General features: G+C 41.1%; 16 protein-coding genes and 1 pseudogene. 10 read left to right on the top strand and 7 right to left on the bottom strand.

What is annotated here, in order from left to right:
* Positions 1-18 precede the first annotated feature (18 nt).
* Positions 19-1,143 carry a porin gene (locus FTV29_RS05680; protein ID WP_159138432.1) on the top strand — a complete coding sequence of 375 codons (1,125 nt, stop codon included), beginning with the start codon at positions 19-21 and terminating at the stop codon, positions 1,141-1,143.
* Between the two features lie 140 nt (positions 1,144-1,283).
* Positions 1,284-1,987 (top strand): annotated as a pseudogene (locus tag FTV29_RS05675) (HAD family hydrolase).
* A gap of 1 nt (position 1,988) precedes the next feature.
* Here the strand turns inward: FTV29_RS05675 and FTV29_RS05670 are convergent.
* A complete protein-coding gene (locus tag FTV29_RS05670) occupies positions 1,989-2,666 on the bottom strand; it encodes a DUF421 domain-containing protein (RefSeq protein WP_180075232.1) in 678 nt (225 codons plus the stop codon).
* A gap of 436 nt (positions 2,667-3,102) precedes the next feature.
* Between FTV29_RS05670 and FTV29_RS05665 the strand changes: the two genes are divergently transcribed.
* Positions 3,103-3,819 (top strand): carbonic anhydrase family protein, encoded by a 717-nt coding sequence (locus FTV29_RS05665; protein WP_180075231.1) that lies wholly within the window; start codon positions 3,103-3,105, stop codon positions 3,817-3,819.
* Between the two features lie 50 nt (positions 3,820-3,869).
* Here the strand turns inward: FTV29_RS05665 and FTV29_RS05660 are convergent, their stop codons facing one another.
* A complete protein-coding gene (locus FTV29_RS05660) occupies positions 3,870-4,406 on the bottom strand; it encodes a hypothetical protein (protein WP_005172068.1) in 537 nt (178 codons plus the stop codon).
* A 162-nt stretch (positions 4,407-4,568) separates the two neighbouring features.
* On the opposite strand from FTV29_RS05660, the gene FTV29_RS05655 reads away from it, so the two are divergent.
* Together FTV29_RS05655 and FTV29_RS05650 are read left to right on the top strand one after the other, a co-directional pair.
* Complete coding sequence (locus FTV29_RS05655; protein ID WP_180075230.1) at positions 4,569-5,612, top strand: molecular chaperone DnaJ; 1,044 nt, start codon at positions 4,569-4,571, stop codon at positions 5,610-5,612.
* 225 nt (positions 5,613-5,837) lie between these two features.
* Positions 5,838-6,212 carry an endonuclease domain-containing protein gene (locus FTV29_RS05650; RefSeq protein WP_180075229.1) on the top strand — a complete coding sequence of 125 codons (375 nt, stop codon included), beginning with the start codon at positions 5,838-5,840 and terminating at the stop codon, positions 6,210-6,212.
* A 177-nt stretch (positions 6,213-6,389) separates the two neighbouring features.
* On the opposite strand, the gene FTV29_RS05645 is transcribed toward FTV29_RS05650, so the two are convergent.
* On the bottom strand, positions 6,390-7,175 hold the full coding sequence (locus FTV29_RS05645; protein ID WP_180075228.1) for an SIR2 family protein: 786 nt from the start codon (positions 7,173-7,175) through the stop codon (positions 6,390-6,392).
* An 86-nt stretch (positions 7,176-7,261) separates the two neighbouring features.
* Positions 7,262-8,421 (bottom strand): IS3 family transposase gene (locus FTV29_RS05640; protein WP_180075227.1). Its coding sequence is split into 2 segments (ribosomal slippage): positions 7,262-8,187 and positions 8,187-8,421, totalling 1,161 coding nucleotides; the frame shifts between segments, so codons are not numbered across the junction.
* Between the two features lie 43 nt (positions 8,422-8,464).
* On the opposite strand from FTV29_RS05640, the gene FTV29_RS05635 reads away from it, so the two are divergent.
* The gene (locus FTV29_RS05635; RefSeq protein WP_180075226.1) at positions 8,465-9,244 is read left to right on the top strand and encodes an IS5 family transposase; all 780 of its coding nucleotides are present in this window, start codon (positions 8,465-8,467) and stop codon (positions 9,242-9,244) included.
* A gap of 102 nt (positions 9,245-9,346) precedes the next feature.
* Here the strand turns inward: FTV29_RS05635 and FTV29_RS05630 are convergent, their stop codons facing one another.
* A complete protein-coding gene (locus FTV29_RS05630) occupies positions 9,347-12,241 on the bottom strand; it encodes a valine--tRNA ligase (RefSeq protein ID WP_180075225.1) in 2,895 nt (964 codons plus the stop codon).
* Between the two features lie 174 nt (positions 12,242-12,415).
* Here FTV29_RS05630 and FTV29_RS05625 point away from each other — a divergent pair, with 174 nt between their 5' ends.
* The 3 genes from FTV29_RS05625 to FTV29_RS05615 all read left to right on the top strand — a co-directional run bounded on the left by FTV29_RS05625 (position 12,416) and on the right by FTV29_RS05615 (position 15,407).
* Positions 12,416-13,087, top strand: a complete 672-nt coding sequence (locus FTV29_RS05625; RefSeq protein WP_180075224.1) for a hypothetical protein — start codon at positions 12,416-12,418, stop codon at positions 13,085-13,087.
* Positions 13,088-13,107: 20 nt separating this feature from the next.
* Positions 13,108-13,914, top strand: coding sequence for an SDR family oxidoreductase (locus FTV29_RS05620; protein ID WP_100357269.1), 807 nt, complete (start codon positions 13,108-13,110; stop codon positions 13,912-13,914).
* A 218-nt stretch (positions 13,915-14,132) separates the two neighbouring features.
* A complete protein-coding gene (locus tag FTV29_RS05615) occupies positions 14,133-15,407 on the top strand; it encodes a glutaminase (protein WP_180075223.1) in 1,275 nt (424 codons plus the stop codon).
* A gap of 88 nt (positions 15,408-15,495) precedes the next feature.
* Here the strand turns inward: FTV29_RS05615 and dhaK are convergent, their stop codons facing one another.
* Complete coding sequence (gene dhaK, locus FTV29_RS05610) at positions 15,496-17,226, bottom strand: dihydroxyacetone kinase subunit DhaK (RefSeq protein ID WP_180075222.1); 1,731 nt, start codon at positions 17,224-17,226, stop codon at positions 15,496-15,498.
* A gap of 261 nt (positions 17,227-17,487) precedes the next feature.
* On the opposite strand from dhaK, the gene FTV29_RS05605 reads away from it, so the two are divergent.
* Entirely contained in the window at positions 17,488-17,850 is a 363-nt protein-coding gene (locus FTV29_RS05605; RefSeq protein ID WP_180071925.1) for an endonuclease domain-containing protein, read from the top strand.
* A gap of 95 nt (positions 17,851-17,945) precedes the next feature.
* Here the strand turns inward: FTV29_RS05605 and FTV29_RS05600 are convergent, their stop codons facing one another.
* Entirely contained in the window at positions 17,946-18,659 is a 714-nt protein-coding gene (locus FTV29_RS05600) for a hypothetical protein (protein ID WP_180071924.1), read from the bottom strand.
* Positions 18,660-18,884 lie beyond the last annotated feature (225 nt).

Raw genomic sequence — 18,884 nt, 5'->3', positions numbered from 1 at the left:
ATTAAAGGATTCTTTTTGATGAAAACTAAGTTAGCAACAGCAATCGCATTCAGCCTTTTGGCGGGGACTACTTTTGCAGCACCAACCTTCTATGGTGAGATTGATGCGACAGTAGATTACTTACCTGAAGATAATGCGTCACCTGCGTCTGATCGGGATGTTGTCGAACTGAACAGCAACAACTCATTTATTGGTCTTAAAGGCGATGAAAAACTAACTGACCGTTTAAGTGCACTGTATCAAGCTGAATTTACCTTCTATGTAGATAATGGTGGTAGTACTGATACCTTTGTACCGCGTAATCTTTTAGTTGGTCTAAAAGATGAAAAATTAGGTACAGTAAAGCTGGGTAAAATTGATACGCCAGTAAAACAGCTTTCTTCAGTAGTTGATACTTTCAATAACTATGTAGCCAATAAAGCAGATGTTGCAGGTATTTTTACTGGCGAAAACCGTATTGATAATGTTGTAGTCTATGAAGCGCCTGCCTTTGCAGTCGGTGAAGGTAAACTAAAAGCAACTGCACTATTAGCAACAGGTGAAGCTGGTGGCATTAGCTCTTCTAAAGGTGGTGCTAAAGTTGCAGGTCGTGGTTTAGGTGATGCATGGTCAGCATCTGTAGTGTATGACAGTAAACCTGTTGTTTTAGGTATTGGTTACGATAAAGCAATTCCATCGAACTTCGCAGGTCGTGGCTTTGTAAATGCTTCTGCTCCAGAAGTTACAGGAGGAGCGGCAGGCAGTGCATTTGCAGCAGCAAATACAATTCGTGCAATCGGCCGTATCAACCTCGATAATAGTTTAGCACTTAAAGCACTTTATCAAACTTCCGAAGTTGAAGCCGTTGCAGGTAATGACGCTGCTGCTGCATTGATTGATGATCAACACGCTTGGTTAATTGGTGCGGAATACAACCTTCCAAATGCAAAAGCTTGGACAGTAAAAGGTCAATATAGTCAAAGTACCACTGAATTCACTACTGCTAAAGCAGATTTTGAAGCTCAACAAATTCTTGTTGGTGCAGACTATGCTTTCTCTAAACAAGTCAAAGCATATGGTTATGCTGGTTATCTAACGCTTGAACAAGGTTCATTAGAGACTAAACAGCCTGTACTTGGCACAGGTCTAGAATACAAGTTCTAATTTTATAACAAGCTAAAAGCGGTGCTTCGGCATCGCTTTTTTTATGCTTAAAACAACAAAACTTAGCAATTTTATGTCTGATCTAATAAGTTTCGGGCTGTTACCATGAATGAAAGTTTCAGCATTTCGTTTTGAAAATTATGCCTATTCAAGCTGTATTATTTGACCTCGACAACACCTTGACCCATCGTGATCTAACGGCCCAAGCTTATAGCTGCTATCTGGCAGAATATTATGCGTCTGCATTTGCACAGGTCGAACCAGAAAAAATTATCGAGATTGTAAGACGCATCGATAATGGCGGTTATCCTAAAAAGGAATTGCTAACGCATGGCAGTATTGGTGCATCGGCAGCTTATGCATTATTACAGGAGAGCTATCCTGGTTAAATCCACCCAGCATAGATGAGCTGGCACAGTTCTGGTTTAGCCAGTTTGGTCGCTGCGCTGTAGAAATACCGGATGTCAAGCAGGTGCTAGAGCAATTAAAATCTCAAGGCTATCAATTGGCAATTGTTTCGAATGGTGGACATGACACCCGTTTAAATACCATTCGAGGTTTAGGCATTGCCGATTATTTCGAGGAAATCATCAGTTCGGGTTTAGTGGGTTTTAACAAACCACAGCCAGAAATTTTCCAGATTACTGCACAACGTTTAGGCGTCTTGCCTGAACATTGTTTATATATTGGCGATCATCCAATCAATGATATACAAGGGGCAAAAAATGCCGGAATGCATGCCTTGTGGATGCAGGGCTTTCATCCTGATGCCGAAGAAATCCAATATAAAATCCAGCAGCTACCTGAAATTTTCACGCATTTACAACGGCTGAATCAGCTTTAATTCAAGTGATGCGTAAACAATTAATCGCTTCAGCCCACTGTGCTGATTTGCAGCGAGGACATTGTTGTGCAGCTGTGGAGAGGTTTTGAACCTGACCGCAATAAATACAGGCATATAAACGGTCTGCTTTCACCTGCTCCACGATCGAACAGGTTTTAGGAAATAGTGGCAGCCCAGGCTGAACCTCATCCGATTTGAAAAACAGGATACTGAACTTACCGTCTGTTTCCAGTAAACCGGTACGCACCTGACCCAGATGTTCTACGCCTTGCTGGCGCATTTCGGCAAAGAATTCATCATGTGACATTTTGCCTTTTTTAATTTCTTCAATGACCAGCAGGCCATCTTCCACAATATAAATCGGTTTACCTTCCAGTAGGTCTTCAAACCATTGGTATTTCATCATCAGCCAAGTGGTCAGGCGATACATCAGGATAATCACCGACATCACCAGAACTGCCTGAATCAGGGGAACATCTTCGGTAAACATCGGGTCACCGGCAATTGAGCCCAGGGCGAGAATGATCGCGACTTCAAAGATGGAAAGCTGTCGTACACCACGTTTTCCGGTCAGCCGTAAAAACAGGATAATCATGATATACATGACTATACAACGCAGCAAAATCTCTGATGCAAAGCTCCAAGTCGTATCATGAATAAAGATCGAGACCCAATCCATTAAGCTGTTCCTATATAACGTGTTGAGCTGAGTCTAGCAATGTGGCAGGTTTATTTACTGCTGTTTTTATGTAAGCTTTTGAATATAAAATATATTATTGAAAAATAGAGCGAATTTATAATCAGATTTATTTATGAGCTAACTAGAAGTTTCATGTAGATATTGCATAAATATTCACCACTTTAATTGTGATTCAGCTCACACTTTATTCTAAGTTGATTTAACACACTAAAATGATTATCTTATTGAAATTTAAATAATAATTTATAAATACTCTATCTTTTCATAGACTTAAGTGTTTGGAAATTTGTAATTGATTCACCAAAATTAAGTAAAAATCTGTAGTTTGTGCTCTGAAAAATGAGGCAGTCATAAGCCTAAAAATTTGTTTTCTAAATGAAAAATTATTGATTACGGTTCTAAGAGGGACAATATTGTGAAAAAAATATTCACATTTTTAACAGTGCTTGGTTTGAGTACGGCAGGCTATGCAGATGCCAATTGGGGCTATATGCAGCCTGAACAATGGTCGAATTTAAGCCAGAAATATACTGCCTGTGATGGTGCGAATCAGTCGCCAATTAATATTGAGCGGACGGTAAAAGCACAACTGGAACCGCTGAAATTTAGTTATAACACCATGATTCACGCCATTGAAAATAAAGGTCATACCATTCAGGTGGACTTTGCCGAAGGTGGTGAGCTGGAGCTGGATGGGGAGCGTTTTGAACTGAAACAGTTCCATTTGCATAGTCCGAGTGAGAACCTGATTCAAGGTAAAAGTTATCCTTTAGAGATTCATTTTGTCCATGCCAATGCTGATGGTGAGCTGGCAGTGGTTGGCATGATGTTTGAGCAGGGGCAGGACAGCCAGATGCTAAAACAGATGTGGAAGCGTTTGCCGAAAAAGCGGGGGGAAAAAGTCGTGTTAAAAACACCACAGCCTGTCAATCAGTTGCTGCCTAAAAATCTGGATTATTATCGCTTTAGTGGTTCTTTGACCACGCCACCTTGCTCAGAAGGTGTGCGCTGGCTGATTCTAAAAGAGATCCAGCAGGCTTCAGCCAAACAGATCGCTGAATTTTCCAAATTAATGGGGCATCCGAATAACCGTCCGGTACAGCCATTAAATGGTCGTGTCATTGTGGAATAATCATTTTGTTTGCGCCATTCGCCTACACATTGATGGCCTGAAAAGGCAATTTAAGGTTGTAGGTGATGGCTCTTTTCAATCTGTTTAATTAACTGATGGCTCGCATCATGAATATACTGGCTATGTTGGGTCAGTAAAGCTTGATGCTTGAGCTGTTTCTGGTTTTTAGGCTGTAATAAATGTTGTTGCAGAATTTCCTCGGAATGAAACAGTTCAAATGCCAATTGATTCAGGTTTGGGTCATAAATTTGACTATGTACAAATATATGCAGTTCTTTAGAAAAGACCGGAATTAATTCCAGATATTCAGTTTCTAGCGTATGTAAGATATTTTGAGTACTTTGCTGATGTAACTGCATTTGTTTAATGAAGTCAGCACTATAACGGCGAATACGATAAAGTGTCGGCAGCATCGTGACAAAGAATTTTTGTTTTTGCATGTCTTGTAAGGCATTATCACGATTTTGTGCCAAATGATTTAAATATAAGGGCACACTAATGGCGACAAAAATTGCAAACACAGATCCTAGCGCTTGTACCCATGCAGCGAGTTCCTGATTAAAGATTAAATCTGCCTGAGTTGCCATCTGAATCTCCTTTCAGCACAGTCACAAATTAAGTTATTGTTATATTGTTTGATATTAAACAAAATTTATTTGCATAAGGTGTATATTTGTGTCGATAACTGGCATACACCTGTCTCATAAAACCGTTAAACTTAATAATCTGTCCTGCTTATTTTGAATATCATGTCTTTCAATTTAAAAACCATGATTCAGCCATTCACAGCGCTTTCGACACAGCAGAAAAAGCTGGATCGCCTGATTGATAGAATTGAACAGCAGAAGCTTGAGCTGGCACAGTGGCAGCAGGCTGAAGAAGAGATTCGACAATATACACAGCAAAATTTCATACCGGTCTATCATGAATTGCATGGTGTTTTGTTCGAGCAGCTTGAACAATTGTGGCAGCATCTGCATGAGGCAGAATTTTCCAAGGCCGAGATCGTCGTACTGGATGAAAAAATTCAATCCCTGGCGGCTTACTTAAAAGATTCACAGGCAATGTCGGTGCAGGAAGCGCATAAGGTCAATGAAATTGATAGTTACTATCAGCAGCTCAATGAACATGTCCAACTCAGAAAAAATCAGAAAAAGACCAATGCACCAGAAGAGTTTTCCGAAGATCAAAATGGTTTCGATCAGGCCGACACAGATATATTTGAAGAATGGGATAGTAAACATTTTCAACACGTACGTGAGCAAGCCAGATTAAAACGTCAGCAGGAAAAACAAGCGCAGGCTGCAATGCTGGCAGAGCAGTCATTGAAAACCGTGTATTTAAAAATTGCTGCGGCCATTCATCCTGACCGTGAAGCGAATGATGTCAAGAAAATAAAAAAGACAGAGTTGTTGCAGCATGCCAATCAGGCTTATGAAAAGCAGGATTTATTTGCTTTATTGAAAATGCAGCTTCAGATTGAACAAGACCGAGATCCTTCGCAAAAGAGTTTAACTGCAGAGCAAATGAAGCTTTATCAACTGGCGTTAGATGCGCAAAGTCAGACATTACAAGGTCAAATTGATACATTGATCAATAGGTTAGTTTGGTCATCGAAAACCAGAATTGCAGTAAAAAAGGCGAAAGGGAAAGTTCAAATTGCTGACCTGTATAAGCAGATTGATGAAGATACTTTGGCCATAAAGCAGCAGATTAAAGTAGAAAAGGAACGGTTAAAATATATCAAGAAAGTGAGTGGATTAGAGATGTTTTTAAGGCATGGGATACTTTAAGATTTTTCCCTTTGGGAGATGAGCATCCTCAGAATATATTCTGAGTGCGCAAGGGTGAGGGCTATTTTAAGATTCACCTCTCCCTAATCCTCTCCCAGAGGGAGTCGTAACTGATTAGATGCCATCAATTAATTTAATAATGAACGTTCCCTCTCCTTTTAGGAGAGGGCTAGGGAGAGGTTATAAAATTTGCTAATCTAAAGAAAATAATAAAAACATAAGCCTATGAATAAAAAGCTCGATCCCCAACTATTACAATTCTCCAAAACCATGCGCCACACCGCCACCGATGCTGAAAATATGATGTGGCAAATACTCCGTGCCAAGCGTTTTATGAATCTGAAGTTCCGTCGTCAGCACGTGATTGTGCCGTATATTGTAGATTTTTACTGTCATGAAATTGGTTTAGTGATTGAGTTGGATGGTAGTCAGCATGGAGCGGATGATGCTGTGGAATATGATGATGAACGAACCAAGTTTTTAGAGGCATTGGGTTTAACCGTTGTAAGGTATTGGAATCATGATGTGTTGGGGCGGACGGATGTGGTTTTAGAACACTTATGGCAAGTGTGCATTGAATTGCAAGTGAATAAAGGATGAAAGCTCCTTCTCCCTGTGGGAGAAGGCGGGGGAAGAGGGTTTTTTAATTGGATAAAAGCACCTCTCCCTAACCCTCTCCTGAGAGGAGAGGGAATTCCATTGTGAAATCCATGCAGACACTAAATCAAATGGCGCTCCCTCTCCCTGTGGGAGAGGGCTGGGGTGAGGGTAGTAAATTTAATGTAATAACATTTCTAAGATTTCAGGGATTTCTGAGTATTCTTCGTACCAAATAATATTTACACCTAAATCTTTGAATATTGCCTCTTGTAGTTGATGATGACTTAGTAAAAAATTTCTAGCTAAATTGATCTCTTCATTAGTTGATGTATCATTGATTAAAGAAATTTCTTTAACTCTTTGAAGTATAGCGTAATGTTTACTTTCTACAGATGGATTAGAAACGATGTCTAGAAGACGTCTTAAATTAGGATCATCCATTGATAGCCCAATCATTAAGCAACTTTTTTCTCTAAGATGGGTTAATTGAACTAAGTTCGACCAGTGATATGAATCTGAATACATCTTATGATATCCATCTTCAGAGAATACTATTTCATTTCCAACATAATCATCATAGCTATTAGGATTCTCAGGGATAAATCCGTGTACATGGTAAATGGGTAGCTCTTTTATACTATAAGTTTCTAATTCATTTGGAATTACATGATGATGTAAGTTTAGTTTTTGCTCGATTAAGTCATCAAAATTATATGTGATAATAGAATCTATATGTGCTCTTAGTCTAGTAGGAATGCATAATCTACCAATAACTTCGATAAGTTTTGAATCGCGATTAACTCTATTGGTCTTATATAGTATTTCATGAATAATATTTTTAAATTTATCAGATGGTTCGTCATTTTTAGTAAATGATTTTTTTAAATATCTAGCCGAAAGTAGTGCTGAATTGAAATAATTATCTTTAAAGTTATCTGAAATTTTATTAGGGTCTGTTGACATTTTCTGTTCAAAAAAATAGCGAGAAAGTAAAATTTAATCGCCAAACCAAATTTACTTCTCGCTATGCCTCGTACAATGCTGTGATCCTAGACAGTATCGTGGACAACCAGCCCCTCTAAACTTTTAATATATTTCTGTTCAAAGGCTTCTGGACTTAACCAGCCGTTTGCAGAATGTCTTCTGACTCGATTGTAATAAATTTCAATATAGTCAAACAAGACAGCATTCGCTTCTTTTCGAGTCGAAAACACACTGCCATGTACCACATGACCTTTTAATGTATGAAAGAAGCTTTCAGTCACTGCATTATCCCAACAGTTTCCACGTCTAGACATACTCTGAGTACAATCATTTTTCAGTAACAGCGCTCTAAAATCACGACTACAGTACTGTGAGCCTTGGTCCGAATGAACCATAACACCAGTTGGATAACCCTGACGAGCCATTGCATAGTTAAACGTATCACACACCAACTGGCGGTCTATTCGATGGCTGGTTTGCCACCCCACGATACGACGGCTAAATAAATCTAGCATCACACATAAATACAACCAACCTTCTTTAGTGCGGATATAGGTAATGTCTGTTGTCCAGACTTTATTAGGCTGAGTAGCTGTAAATTGGCGATCCAACAAGTTGGGTGCTGTAGGCAAACGATGGGTTGAATCAGTCGTATGCTTGTATTTACGTGCAATCCTGCTACGTAAACCAAGCTTTTTTAGGATCCTTCCAATAGTACGTTCGCTCATGTTGTAACCTAAATCATGCATGTCATGTACTAATGAAGGTGCACCCAATCGTGCATGATGCTGCCAATATACGGCTTTTAAGTCATTATATTTCTGTGCCGTATTGGCTTGATGTTTTCGCCAGGCATAATAGCCTGAAGTGCTGACACCTAGGTATTTACAGGCAGAAGATACGGTGACTTCATTCATATCTAGATCTTGAATTACCGTGTACTTTTCTTGGCATGATCTGTTAGAAAGTACACATGCGCTTTTTTTAAGATGTCATTGGCTTCCTTGAGCTGTTTGACTTCTTTCTCTAATTCCACGATCCGCTGTTGTTCTGGTGAAAGTTGACGTTTGCTTGAACCTGCCGGATTGGTTTCACGAATCCATTTATCTAATGTTGAATAACCCACACCTAATTTCTGGGCGATTGCAGCTACAGACTCGTGTGAGTTTGAAAGTGCATAATCAATCGCTTGCTGTTTAAATTCGGGACTAAAACGTTTAGCCATTTCTTGAATCTCCAAAGATTAAAGTTACGTTATCTTTAGAGGGATGTGCTGTCCATTATTTTGTCTAGGATCACTGAATGATCAACACTGGTCTAAGTTACTTTCTATTTTCCGAAATTTTGATATCTATTTCAAATCTAATTTGAGAAATTTTGTCGAAGCAATACTTTATAGAATAAGAACAGGCTGCCCATGGCGTGATTTGCCTAAAGAATTTGGTTCATATAACTCAATCTTTAAAAAATATAATCGTTGGTGTAAAAATGATAAGTTAATGAAAATATTTAAATTAATTTCTTCAAATGCTGATATGGAATGGGTTTTTATTGATGGTAGTCATGTTCGGGCACACCAACATTCTGCTGGAATAAAAGATCAGGATATTTCTAAAAGCATTGGTGGAAATAGTTCTAAAATACACTTAGCTGTTGATGCGGATGGCAATCCAATCGAAATTATTATCTCCGATGGAACGATACATGATGTCAAGATTGCTCCCAAAATGATTGAAAAACTTGATTTGAGTGAAACGGAAGTATGTTGTGCAGACAAAGGATATGACTCTGAATCATTAAGAGAACAAATATCTGCGAAAAAAACTAAAGCGAATATTCCAAGAAAATCAAATACTCAGTCAAATAATGATCATATGGATTGGTATTTATATAAAATCAGACACTTAGTTGAGAATGCATTTTGTAGGTTAAAGCAGTTCAGAGGAATAGCAACACGATATGATAAGCTAAAGTGTAGCTATGAGGGGGCAGTTGTATTAGCTTGTATATTTATTTGGCTACCTTTATCGGGTAAATTCTATACTTGAAATGTCAACAGACCCTAATAATTTCGTCAAATTTTATATTTAATAATAAAGGGCTAAATAATCAGCCCTTTATACTACAAATTAGATCAAACTAACAACACATTAAAGCGCTGCAATCTGCTCCATATTCGCTTTAATTTTCGCTAACTGATCAGCAAACTCAGCAAGTTTTACTTTCTCGCCTTCAACAACCGCAGCAGGCGCTTTCGCGACAAAACCTTCATTGCCAAGTTTAGTGGCAATTTGGTCATGCTGTTTTTGAACCTTGTCTAAGTCTTTTTGTAGACGACCCAATTCCGCTTTAGGGTCAATTAAGCCCTTCATTGGAACGAACACAGACACATGACCCACTACAGATGAAGAAGACAATGGCGGTTGTTCATCGTCCGCAAGGAAAGTAATGCTCTCAACTTTAGCCAACGCAGTGAATAACGCTTCAATACGTGTGATCTGCGCTTTTTCAGCATCAGTGGTGTTTTGAAGTAGAACAGGCAACAAGCGTGCATTACCTAAGCCCATCTCACCACGGATGTTACGTACCGCACCAATCAAACCTTGCAGCCATTGCATATCTGCTTCAGCCTGGTCATTAATCAATGCTTCGTCAGCAGTTGGGTACTGCGCAAGCATGATGGTTTCGCCAGCGATACCAAGTTTAGGCGCAAGCGTTTGCCAGATTTCTTCAGTCAGATAAGGCATCAACGGATGAGCCAAACGTAAAGACGCTTCCATCACCGCAAGCAATACACGACGTACTTCAGCTTTACGCTCTTCCGATACATTTTCATCGTTAAGAACCGGTTTGGTTAATTCAACATACCAGTCACAGTATTCATTCCAGATGAATTCGTAAATCGCTTGTGCAGCTAAGTCTAAACGGTAAGTCGCAAATGCAGTTTGTACCGCAGCAGTCGCTTTTTGTAGACGGCTAACGATCCATTGTTCAGGCAATTCCCAAAGGTCTTGACGTGCTTCTGAACCGATAGTTTGACCTTCGACATTCATCATCACGAAACGTGTTGCGTTCCAGATTTTGTTGGCAAAGTTACGGTAACCTTCAACACGTTTCATGTCGAATTTAATGTCACGACCGGTGTTTGCAAGTGCACAGAAGGTGAAACGAACTGCGTCAGTACCGTAAGATTGAATCCCTTCAGGGAATTCTTTACGGGTTGATTTTTCAATCTTCGCTGCCTGTTTCGGGTTCATCAAACCTGTGGTACGTTTTTGTACTAAAGTTTCAAGATCCACGCCGTCAATCAAGTCTAATGGGTCAAGTACGTTACCCTTAGATTTAGACATCTTCTGACCTTCGCCATCACGAACCAAACCGTGAACGTACACAGTTTTAAACGGTACTTGTGGCGTACCATCTTCATTCTTCATGAAGTGCATGGTCATCATGATCATGCGGGCAACCCAGAAGAAGATGATGTCAAAACCAGTCACAAGTACATCAGTCGGGTGGAAAGTATTTAAGAAATAGTTTTCTTTATCTTTGGCTTCATCGCCAGTCCAACCTAAAGTTGAGAACGTCCAAAGACCCGATGAGAACCATGTATCGAGTACGTCTTCGTCTTGGTCTAATTGAACATCGGCAGGGATATTGTTTTTCGCACGAACTTCAGCTTCGTCACGACCTACATAAACATTACCATCTACATCGTACCAAGCAGGAATGCGGTGACCCCACCACAATTGACGCGAGATACACCAGTCTTGGATGTTGTTCATCCACGCCATGTACATGTTGCTGTATTGCTCAGGTACAAATTTAATCTCGCCATCTTTCACCGCTTTAATTGCAGGCTCAGCAAGCGGTGCAATTTTCACATACCATTGATCCGTCAGTAACGGCTCAACGATGACCCCTGAACGGTCACCGCGAGGTGGTTTAAGCGTATACGGTTGGATTTGCTCTAACCAGCCTTCAGCTTCAGCTTGTTCAACTAATTTTTTACGTGCTTCAAAACGATCTAAGCCCACATATTCCGCAGGTGCAGGGATGGTTTTAGAAATTTGCTCGCCCGCTTTCGCGATGTATTCAAACTCAGCCAACACTTCAGCATTTTTGTTGAAGATGTTGATGATTGGCAATTCGCAGCGTTTACCCACTTCATAGTCATTGAAATCATGCGCAGGGGTGATTTTTACACAGCCTGTACCAAATTCTTTGTCAACATATTCATCTTTAACAATTGCCACGCTACGACCGGTAATCGGCAGGATGATGTTTTTGCCGACAAGATGCGCATAACGCTCATCATCCAGGGCAACTGCAATGGCAGTATCACCGAGCAGGGTTTCAGGACGGGTGGTTGCGACCACGATATAATCTTTGCCATCGTGCGTGCGCAATGATTTATCTTCAAAGAAATATTTCAGATGCCACAATGAACCTGCTTCTTCTTTATCAGACTCAACTTCTAAGTCAGAAAGCGCCGTTTGTAATTTTGGATCCCAGTTAACAAGGCGTTTACCACGGTAGATCAAACCTTGTTCATGCAGTTTTACAAATACCTCTTTGACCGCATTGGATAGACCATCATCCATAGTGAAGCGTTCACGTGACCAGTCTACAGAAGAACCCAAACGACGGATTTGACGGGTAATATTACCGCCAGACTGTTCTTTCCATTCCCAGACTTTTTCGATGAACTTTTCACGGCCCAAGTCATGACGGCTAATGCCTTCTGCACCAAGCTGACGTTCTACCACCATTTGGGTGGCAATACCGGCGTGGTCAGTACCCGGTTGCCAAAGCGTATTTTTACCTGACATACGGTTATAACGGGTCAATGCATCCATGATGGCATTGTTAAAACCATGACCCATGTGCAAGTTACCAGTGACGTTTGGCGGCGGAATCATGATACAGAATGATTCGCCTTTTTCAGAGGGCTTGAAGTAGCCGCGCTCTTCCCAAGTTTGGTACCATTTTTTCTCGATCTCGGTCGGATCGTAGGTTGTCGCGATATTTTGCGCTGAATCAGTCATAGTCTAAACAGATCAAAAGTAGATGAAAAATTGGATCTATTGTAGCAAAAAAAATAGTGGATGCGGCAGCTTAACCAAATGCAAACTTTAGACAATTGGCATGCAGAGCAACTCGTCGTATGATGCAAAGATAAAAAACGCGACTCATCGCAGAAGATTAAAAAGGATAACAAGATGAGCTATAGCATTTCCCTGAAGATCCAGCCTGAAACCCATCAGCGCTTTATCGACCTTCATTCCAGATTAAATGCCGGTGATCCAGACAGTCTGGCTAAACCGCTCGGTGAAAATCTGGCCGATATGGCCTGTGAAATTATTGACCAGATTTTTGGTCAGATGGTGCAGATCGCGAAATCTCCCGACAGTGAATCTGAAAAAGTGATTCAGCACATTATTGAGACGACACGTAAATATATGCCTTGGTCGGTTTCCTTATTTGGCAATGAACGGCTCATGCCCATGGTGAATTATCTGCATCGCATGACCTATACGCATGACGGCGATGTTTTTGTGCGTTATCCGGTGGAAAAGATGCTGGTGATGGAGTTACTGGGTTGTGTGGATCAGATGAAAACTGGCAATCATCAGTATGTCTCGCCGGCACTCAAAGCCTTTACCCAGGTCGTTGATCAGGGCGTGACCTGTCTGATCCGTGAACCGAAAAACCTGTTGAAGTTTAATGTTGTGGTCGATAAAACCTTAAATGGGGTGATTCACCTAACCACCCAGCTCGGCTATAAACGTTTTGATAAACTCGGTAATATCTATGATGCTGATACGATACGTTATTATTTCGAGCATTTACTGGCATTTCTGGAAGATGAAAGGCCGCACCATATTTATTAAAACAAAGGAAACAGGATTTCATGGCGAAAGTTGAAAGTTTAAATGGAAAAGTGGTCTGGATTACTGGCGCATCTTCAGGGATAGGCAAGGCGATTGCACAGCAATGTGCCGCACAGGGAGCGCAGGTGATATTGACTGCGCGCCGTCATGAAGAACTGGAAAATGTGCGCCAAAGCCTGATCAATCCGGATCAACATATTTCCATCACGGCTGATATCACCGATGAAAGTCAGGTTCGCCATGCCTATGAGCAGGTTGTGCAACAAAAAGGCCGGATTGACTGGCTGATCAATAATGCCGGACTCAGTCAGCGTGCCCTGATTGCAGAAACCACCATGCAGACTGAACGCGCCATTATGGAAGTCGATTATTTCTCGCAGGTATTTTTGACCAAAACCGTACTGCCAACTTTTCTGGCACAAAAATCCGGCCGTATTGTGTTTATTTCCAGTGTTGCAGGTTTGCTCGGTACACAATATCGCGCGTCTTATTCCGCAGCCAAAGCAGCAATTCATATGTGGGCCAACAGCCTGCGTGCTGAAGTGGCAGATCAGGGGATTGGCGTATCGGTGATTTTCCCCGGTTTTGTTAAAACCAATGTGTCCCTGAACGCTTTAAATGGTCAAGGGAAGCCACAAGGGCATGCAGATGAAGCGATTGAAAATGGTCTGTCCGCAGAAGATTTTGCCCGCCAAACTGTACAAGCTTTGCAGAGCGGCGAAGAATATATCGTGATTGGCGGCAAGAAAGAAAAACTCGGGGTACTGGTGTCGCGTATTTCGCCAAAAGTCCTGTACAAAATGATTCGCAAAACCAAGGTGAAATAGATCATCCAGACTCAATAAAAAGGGCAGTATTGCCCTTTTTTGATCGCTCTGAAAAAGAAAATTAGAACAAACCTACAATTTAATTTCTGGAGGAGCTGACGCAAAGCGTGCACAACCCATCACACAGATATGCAGAAAATTACCTTTTCACTCTGGTACTTAAGTCAAAAACCGCTATGTTAATTAAAAATAATAGTGAATTTGAAGACGCTCATTCGATGAAAACACCAGTGCCAGACTATCTCAAGCATGTTTTAACTTCCTGCCAAGACAATGATAAAGGGGCCTTGGCCGACTATATTCCTGAGCTGGCAGCAGTCGATCCAGAGAAGTTTGCTTTGGCACTCTCCACCGTAGATGGCACGATCTATTCCACCGGTGATGACGAGGTTGAGTTCACCATGCAGTCCATGTCCAAGCCTTTTGCCTATGCCTTGGCCTTGCAGAAAGTTGGCCTGACCAAGGTCATGGAAAAAGTGGGCGTGGAACCTTCGGGCGAGGCCTTTAACCAGATTTCACTGGAGAAAGACACCAATATTCCGAAAAATCCGATGATCAATTCAGGTGCCATTACTGCCCATTCCCTGATTCCCTATAAACGCACAGTATCCCGGGCGGAACAGTTGCGCCGTTTTTTAAGCGGTTTGGCTGGACGTGAACTGAGTTTTGATACCGATGTATATACCTCTGAACTGAAAACAGCGTTTCGTAACAGATCCTTGGGTTATATGCTGCGTACAGTAGGAGTATTGGAAGAAGATCCAGAAGCGATTGTCAATGGTTATATCAAGCAATGTTCAATCAAGGTGACGGTCAAAGACCTGGCGATGATTGCCGGGGTACTCGCCAACGGTGGGATTCAGCCGCAGACCGGTAAAAAATTATTGGATCGCTCTGTGGTGCGGCAAGTCCTGAGCGTGATGCTCACTTGCGGGATGTATGATGCTGCCGGTGACTGGCTGACCACGGTGGGCATTCCGGCAAAAAGTGGGGTCGCAGGCGGCATTATTGGCGTATTGCCTGGACAGGTGGGCATCGCCGTATTTTCTCCACGAATTGATGAACATGGGCATAGCGCGCGTGGGGTCGATATCTTTGAACGTATATCCCGGGAAATGGGGCTACATTTAATGGAAGGGACGCCGTCGGCACAAACCATTTTACAAAACCGTTATCTCACTGGAAAACGCGATCATGTGGTGGTGTATGAACTGCGTGGCGTATTGCAGTTTACTGAATCGGAAATGCTGCTGCGTATTTTGGAAGATGAACCGGAAGGCAAAAAACGAATTGTGCTGGATCTGACCAATTTGACCCTAATTCATAATGTCGGCGCACGCATGTTATTTGAAGGCGTGGCGCGTTTGAAAAAGGATGGTCATCCTGTTGTGGTGGTTGACTCGGAAGGAATTTTGAGTGAAGCACAGATGAAGGGTAATAAAAGGGTCGTGGTCAAAGAAAACCTGAACAAGTATCTAGAAAAATTTCAATAGACGTTCTTTCTGCTGTCTTGCTTGAGCACCGGCTGTATCCCGGAAATAAAAAAAGCCCCGATGATTCGAGGCTTTTTTAATAAATGATTTATTTAATATGTGCTGCAATGTCGCTAAAGATCACACCTAAACCATGTGCACCGGCATCCGGATAGCCTAAGCTACGGTCACCGACCGTACCGGCACGGCCCATACGTGCCACAATCTCTTGAGTCGATTCTGCACCTTTTACCGCAGCCGCTGCACCCAAGACAAAGTTTTCTTTAAAAGTCTTGCCGGTATTGGCAGACCATGAATCTGCACATGGTACTAGGGCATCAATCAGGGTTTTATCCCCCACCACGGCACCACGACCAAATGAACGCTCACCGATCACTTGAATGCCTTTGACTGCCGCCTGCAACATTTCAGCAAAGTCAGCGACAGTTAAACTGGTTTTATCTTGAATGGCCTTACTCGCGGCACGGAAGGCTGAACCCCAGATTGGACCTGATGCACCGCCACAGTGTTCCATAATGATCATTGAGCAGTTCAGCATGAATTCATCCATATGCTGCGCTTGAATCAGACTTTGCCATTCACGTTTCAGCTGTTTAAAGCCTTTGGCCACGCTCATGCCAAAGTCACCATCGCCGGCATGGGCATCTAGCTCGCAGAAAGGCACTTCATTTTTAATAATGCAAGCCGCCATGACATCGACGACATAACGCATATTCTCAATCGTGAATTGCTCATTGCTGATTATTGCATGTTCAGGTTGGGTTTCAACTTCGGTATTGGCGCTGCGTTCAGCTGATGCATCTTTTGCTGCAAATTCAAAAGGTAGTGCAGGTGAACCATCCATTTTAAATGCAGGGGTAGTGGCTTCTGCATCTAAATAGGTTTTCAGTTCAGCATCCAGCGCAAGTAAAGATACTGATGCACCGTTCATGTCGATACTGGTCATGTAGTTACCGACAAAAGTACGATAAATTTTGATGCCTTTACGTGCCAAATGTTCGCAAACATCGTTGTTAAAGACATACAGCTCCTGCATTGGCGTTGAACCAAAACCATTGACCAATACCGCTACTTCAGTCAGGTCAGGACGGTCAAGAAACAGGTCATCAACAATACGTTGTGCCAGTTCTTTTGATGGCAATATTTTTTCACGACGAATCCCCGGTTCACCGTGGATGCCCACGCCGTATTCCATTTCATCATCGGCAAGAGTAAAGGTTGGTGTGCCTTTGGCAGGAACGGTACATGAGCTATAAGCGAAACCCAAGCTAATGACATTGTCTGCAGCTTTTTGTGCAATGGCTTTGACTTCAGGAAGTTCTAAGCCTTTTGATGCTGCAGCACCGGCAATTTTATGTACCAATACTGTACCGGCAACACCACGACGACCGACAGTATATAAGCTGTCTTTGACTGCAATGTCATCTGCTACTTTGACGTAATCCACGTTAATGCCGTCATCTGTTGCAAGCGCTGCACCATTCTGGAAATTCATCATATCGCCAGAATAGTTTTTAATGATCATCAGCACGCCTTTGTCTGTTGCAACATGCTGCAATGCTTTGTAGACCTGAATTTGTGAAGGTGATGCAAATACGTCACCACAAACGGCTGCGTCTAACATACCTGCGCCGACAAAGCCTGCATGTGCCGGCTCGTGACCGCTGCCGCCACCACTGATCAGTGCGACATTATTATGTTTTGCTTTTCTTGAAATGATTTTGTGTGACTCGGTAAATGCGAGTTCTGGATGAGCGAGGACAAAGCCTTTGCACATTTCGACAACCAGGTTTTCAGGGTTGTTGATGAGTTTTTTCATTGGAACACCAAGAGTGATTGATTTGGGAGATAAATTTATTGCTCTATTATTATAGAAAGTAATGATTTTTGCAGAGTTAAAAATGTAAAAGCAGGTGGTTTTGGGTTGAGAGGTTAGAAAAGGGGCACATATTTGATAAATTAAATTCCTCCCAACCTCCCTTTAAAAAAGGAAGGAGCTGTCACGTAATTTATTTGTTTACGTGAAGTCCCCCTCTTTGGAAAAGAGGGGGTTGGGGAGATTCAAAAAAAGAGAATAAAAATGAAACCCTATAATAAAAACTTAAAACAAGTCTCTCGTGATTTACGTAATAACATGACTGAGGCTGAAAAGCTGCTCTGGTCAAAACTCCGTGGCAAACAAATTTTAGGTTTGCAGTTTTATCGGCAAAAACCAATTATGAATTACATCGTGGACTTTTATTGTCCTGCTGCCAATTTGGTCATTGAATGTGATGGTAGTCAACACTTTACGGAAGATGGGTTAGAAACAGATCGCATTCGAGATGAAGCTCTGGCTCAACTTGGATTGAAAGTGTTGAGATTTGATAATGGGCAGGTGATGGGGCGGATTGATGATGTGGTGGAAACGATTTATCAGTGTTGTCTGAAAGAGCTTTCATAAAAATCTCCCTAGATCCCTCTTTGGAAAAGAGGGACTTCGCGCGAATTTGATTGCGGTTGTGGATTTGGCTAGTTCCTCCCTTTTTAAATGGGAAGCTAGGAGGGGGGCTTTATGCAGAATGATAGTTCACAAGTGGGTTTAACTGAATGAGTGAATTTTTCATATTGAAATTCAAGTAACTTATTGTGTAACGTATTTGAAAAATTCTCCAAGTTATAAATATTATCTATATGACCGTGATCTAAACTAGCTTGCAGTGAGTTTCTGAGTAAGCAATTTATAGCTTCGATGAAGGTATTTAAGTAATTTGGAGTAAGATTAATGTCATAGAGAAATAGTTTAATTTTTAATTGCTTCACAGCATCTTCATTGCCTTGAATATAGTAGATTAATGTAGAAGGATTAAAATCATCATCTAATTCAATTAGTTTAGATCCAAACCAAATTTCATCGCCAATATCAGAATATTTAACTTGGAGTTCGTAGCCACTTAGGAACCTTTCTGCTTGATATACACTCCAGCCCAGATCTAAAGGTGTATTAGATAGTTTACTTCTTTTAGATTTCCTATGCTTTACGAGCGAAAAAGAATCGATTAGTTGTTGATAGTTTTCTATCTTATGAATCTTAATATGATGAAACCACTCATCAATCAAATCTTTTTGAGTTCGAAAGTTAATAATGACTAAAAATTTTGTAAGGGTGATAAGTTTTTTATCTTTGATATGAAATTGAAGTCGTACAAAAATTTCTTCATATTTTATATATAGCAGAAAAAACCATAGAAATGGTAGATAGAGTATTGTCAAAATAATTGGTACGAAGAAATCTTGTAATGCTTGATAATTGATAAATGTTGAGGGGGCTTTAAAAGTTTGAAGAATGAAATGGATAAAGAATATGAGAAATAGGACTTACGCACTATTATTTATAGATTCTCTGTGGTAGCAGATGATTTTTATCGAGAATAAAGTCATCAATGAAGTTTTTGATAACTGGTCTAAATAATTTCTTCTGCCAACGATATACATTTT

This window comes from Acinetobacter sp. YH12254, from assembly GCF_013417415.1.
In the GTDB taxonomy this organism is placed as follows: Bacteria; Pseudomonadota; Gammaproteobacteria; order Pseudomonadales; family Moraxellaceae; genus Acinetobacter; species Acinetobacter pseudolwoffii.
Note: the sequence above shows the minus strand (reverse complement) of the source record. Positions and strands in the feature narration are given on the sequence as shown.

What these genes read in the sequence shown, in the direction of transcription:
- FTV29_RS05680 (WP_159138432.1), top strand. Translation starts at nt 19, where the DNA reads ATGAAAACTAAGTTAGCAACAGCAATCGCATTCAGCCTTTTGGCGGGG.
- FTV29_RS05670 (WP_180075232.1), bottom strand. Translation starts at nt 2,666, where the DNA reads ATGGATTGGGTCTCGATCTTTATTCATGATACGACTTGGAGCTTTGCA.
- FTV29_RS05660 (WP_005172068.1), bottom strand. Translation starts at nt 4,406, where the DNA reads ATGGCAACTCAGGCAGATTTAATCTTTAATCAGGAACTCGCTGCATGG.
- FTV29_RS05655 (WP_180075230.1), top strand. Translation starts at nt 4,569, where the DNA reads ATGTCTTTCAATTTAAAAACCATGATTCAGCCATTCACAGCGCTTTCG.
- FTV29_RS05650 (WP_180075229.1), top strand. Translation starts at nt 5,838, where the DNA reads ATGAATAAAAAGCTCGATCCCCAACTATTACAATTCTCCAAAACCATG.
- FTV29_RS05645 (WP_180075228.1), bottom strand. Translation starts at nt 7,175, where the DNA reads ATGTCAACAGACCCTAATAAAATTTCAGATAACTTTAAAGATAATTAT.
- FTV29_RS05635 (WP_180075226.1), top strand. Translation starts at nt 8,465, where the DNA reads ATGTGCTGTCCATTATTTTGTCTAGGATCACTGAATGATCAACACTGG.
- FTV29_RS05630 (WP_180075225.1), bottom strand. Translation starts at nt 12,241, where the DNA reads ATGACTGATTCAGCGCAAAATATCGCGACAACCTACGATCCGACCGAG.
- FTV29_RS05625 (WP_180075224.1), top strand. Translation starts at nt 12,416, where the DNA reads ATGAGCTATAGCATTTCCCTGAAGATCCAGCCTGAAACCCATCAGCGC.
- FTV29_RS05620 (WP_100357269.1), top strand. Translation starts at nt 13,108, where the DNA reads ATGGCGAAAGTTGAAAGTTTAAATGGAAAAGTGGTCTGGATTACTGGC.
- FTV29_RS05615 (WP_180075223.1), top strand. Translation starts at nt 14,133, where the DNA reads ATGAAAACACCAGTGCCAGACTATCTCAAGCATGTTTTAACTTCCTGC.
- dhaK (WP_180075222.1), bottom strand. Translation starts at nt 17,226, where the DNA reads ATGAAAAAACTCATCAACAACCCTGAAAACCTGGTTGTCGAAATGTGC.
- FTV29_RS05605 (WP_180071925.1), top strand. Translation starts at nt 17,488, where the DNA reads ATGAAACCCTATAATAAAAACTTAAAACAAGTCTCTCGTGATTTACGT.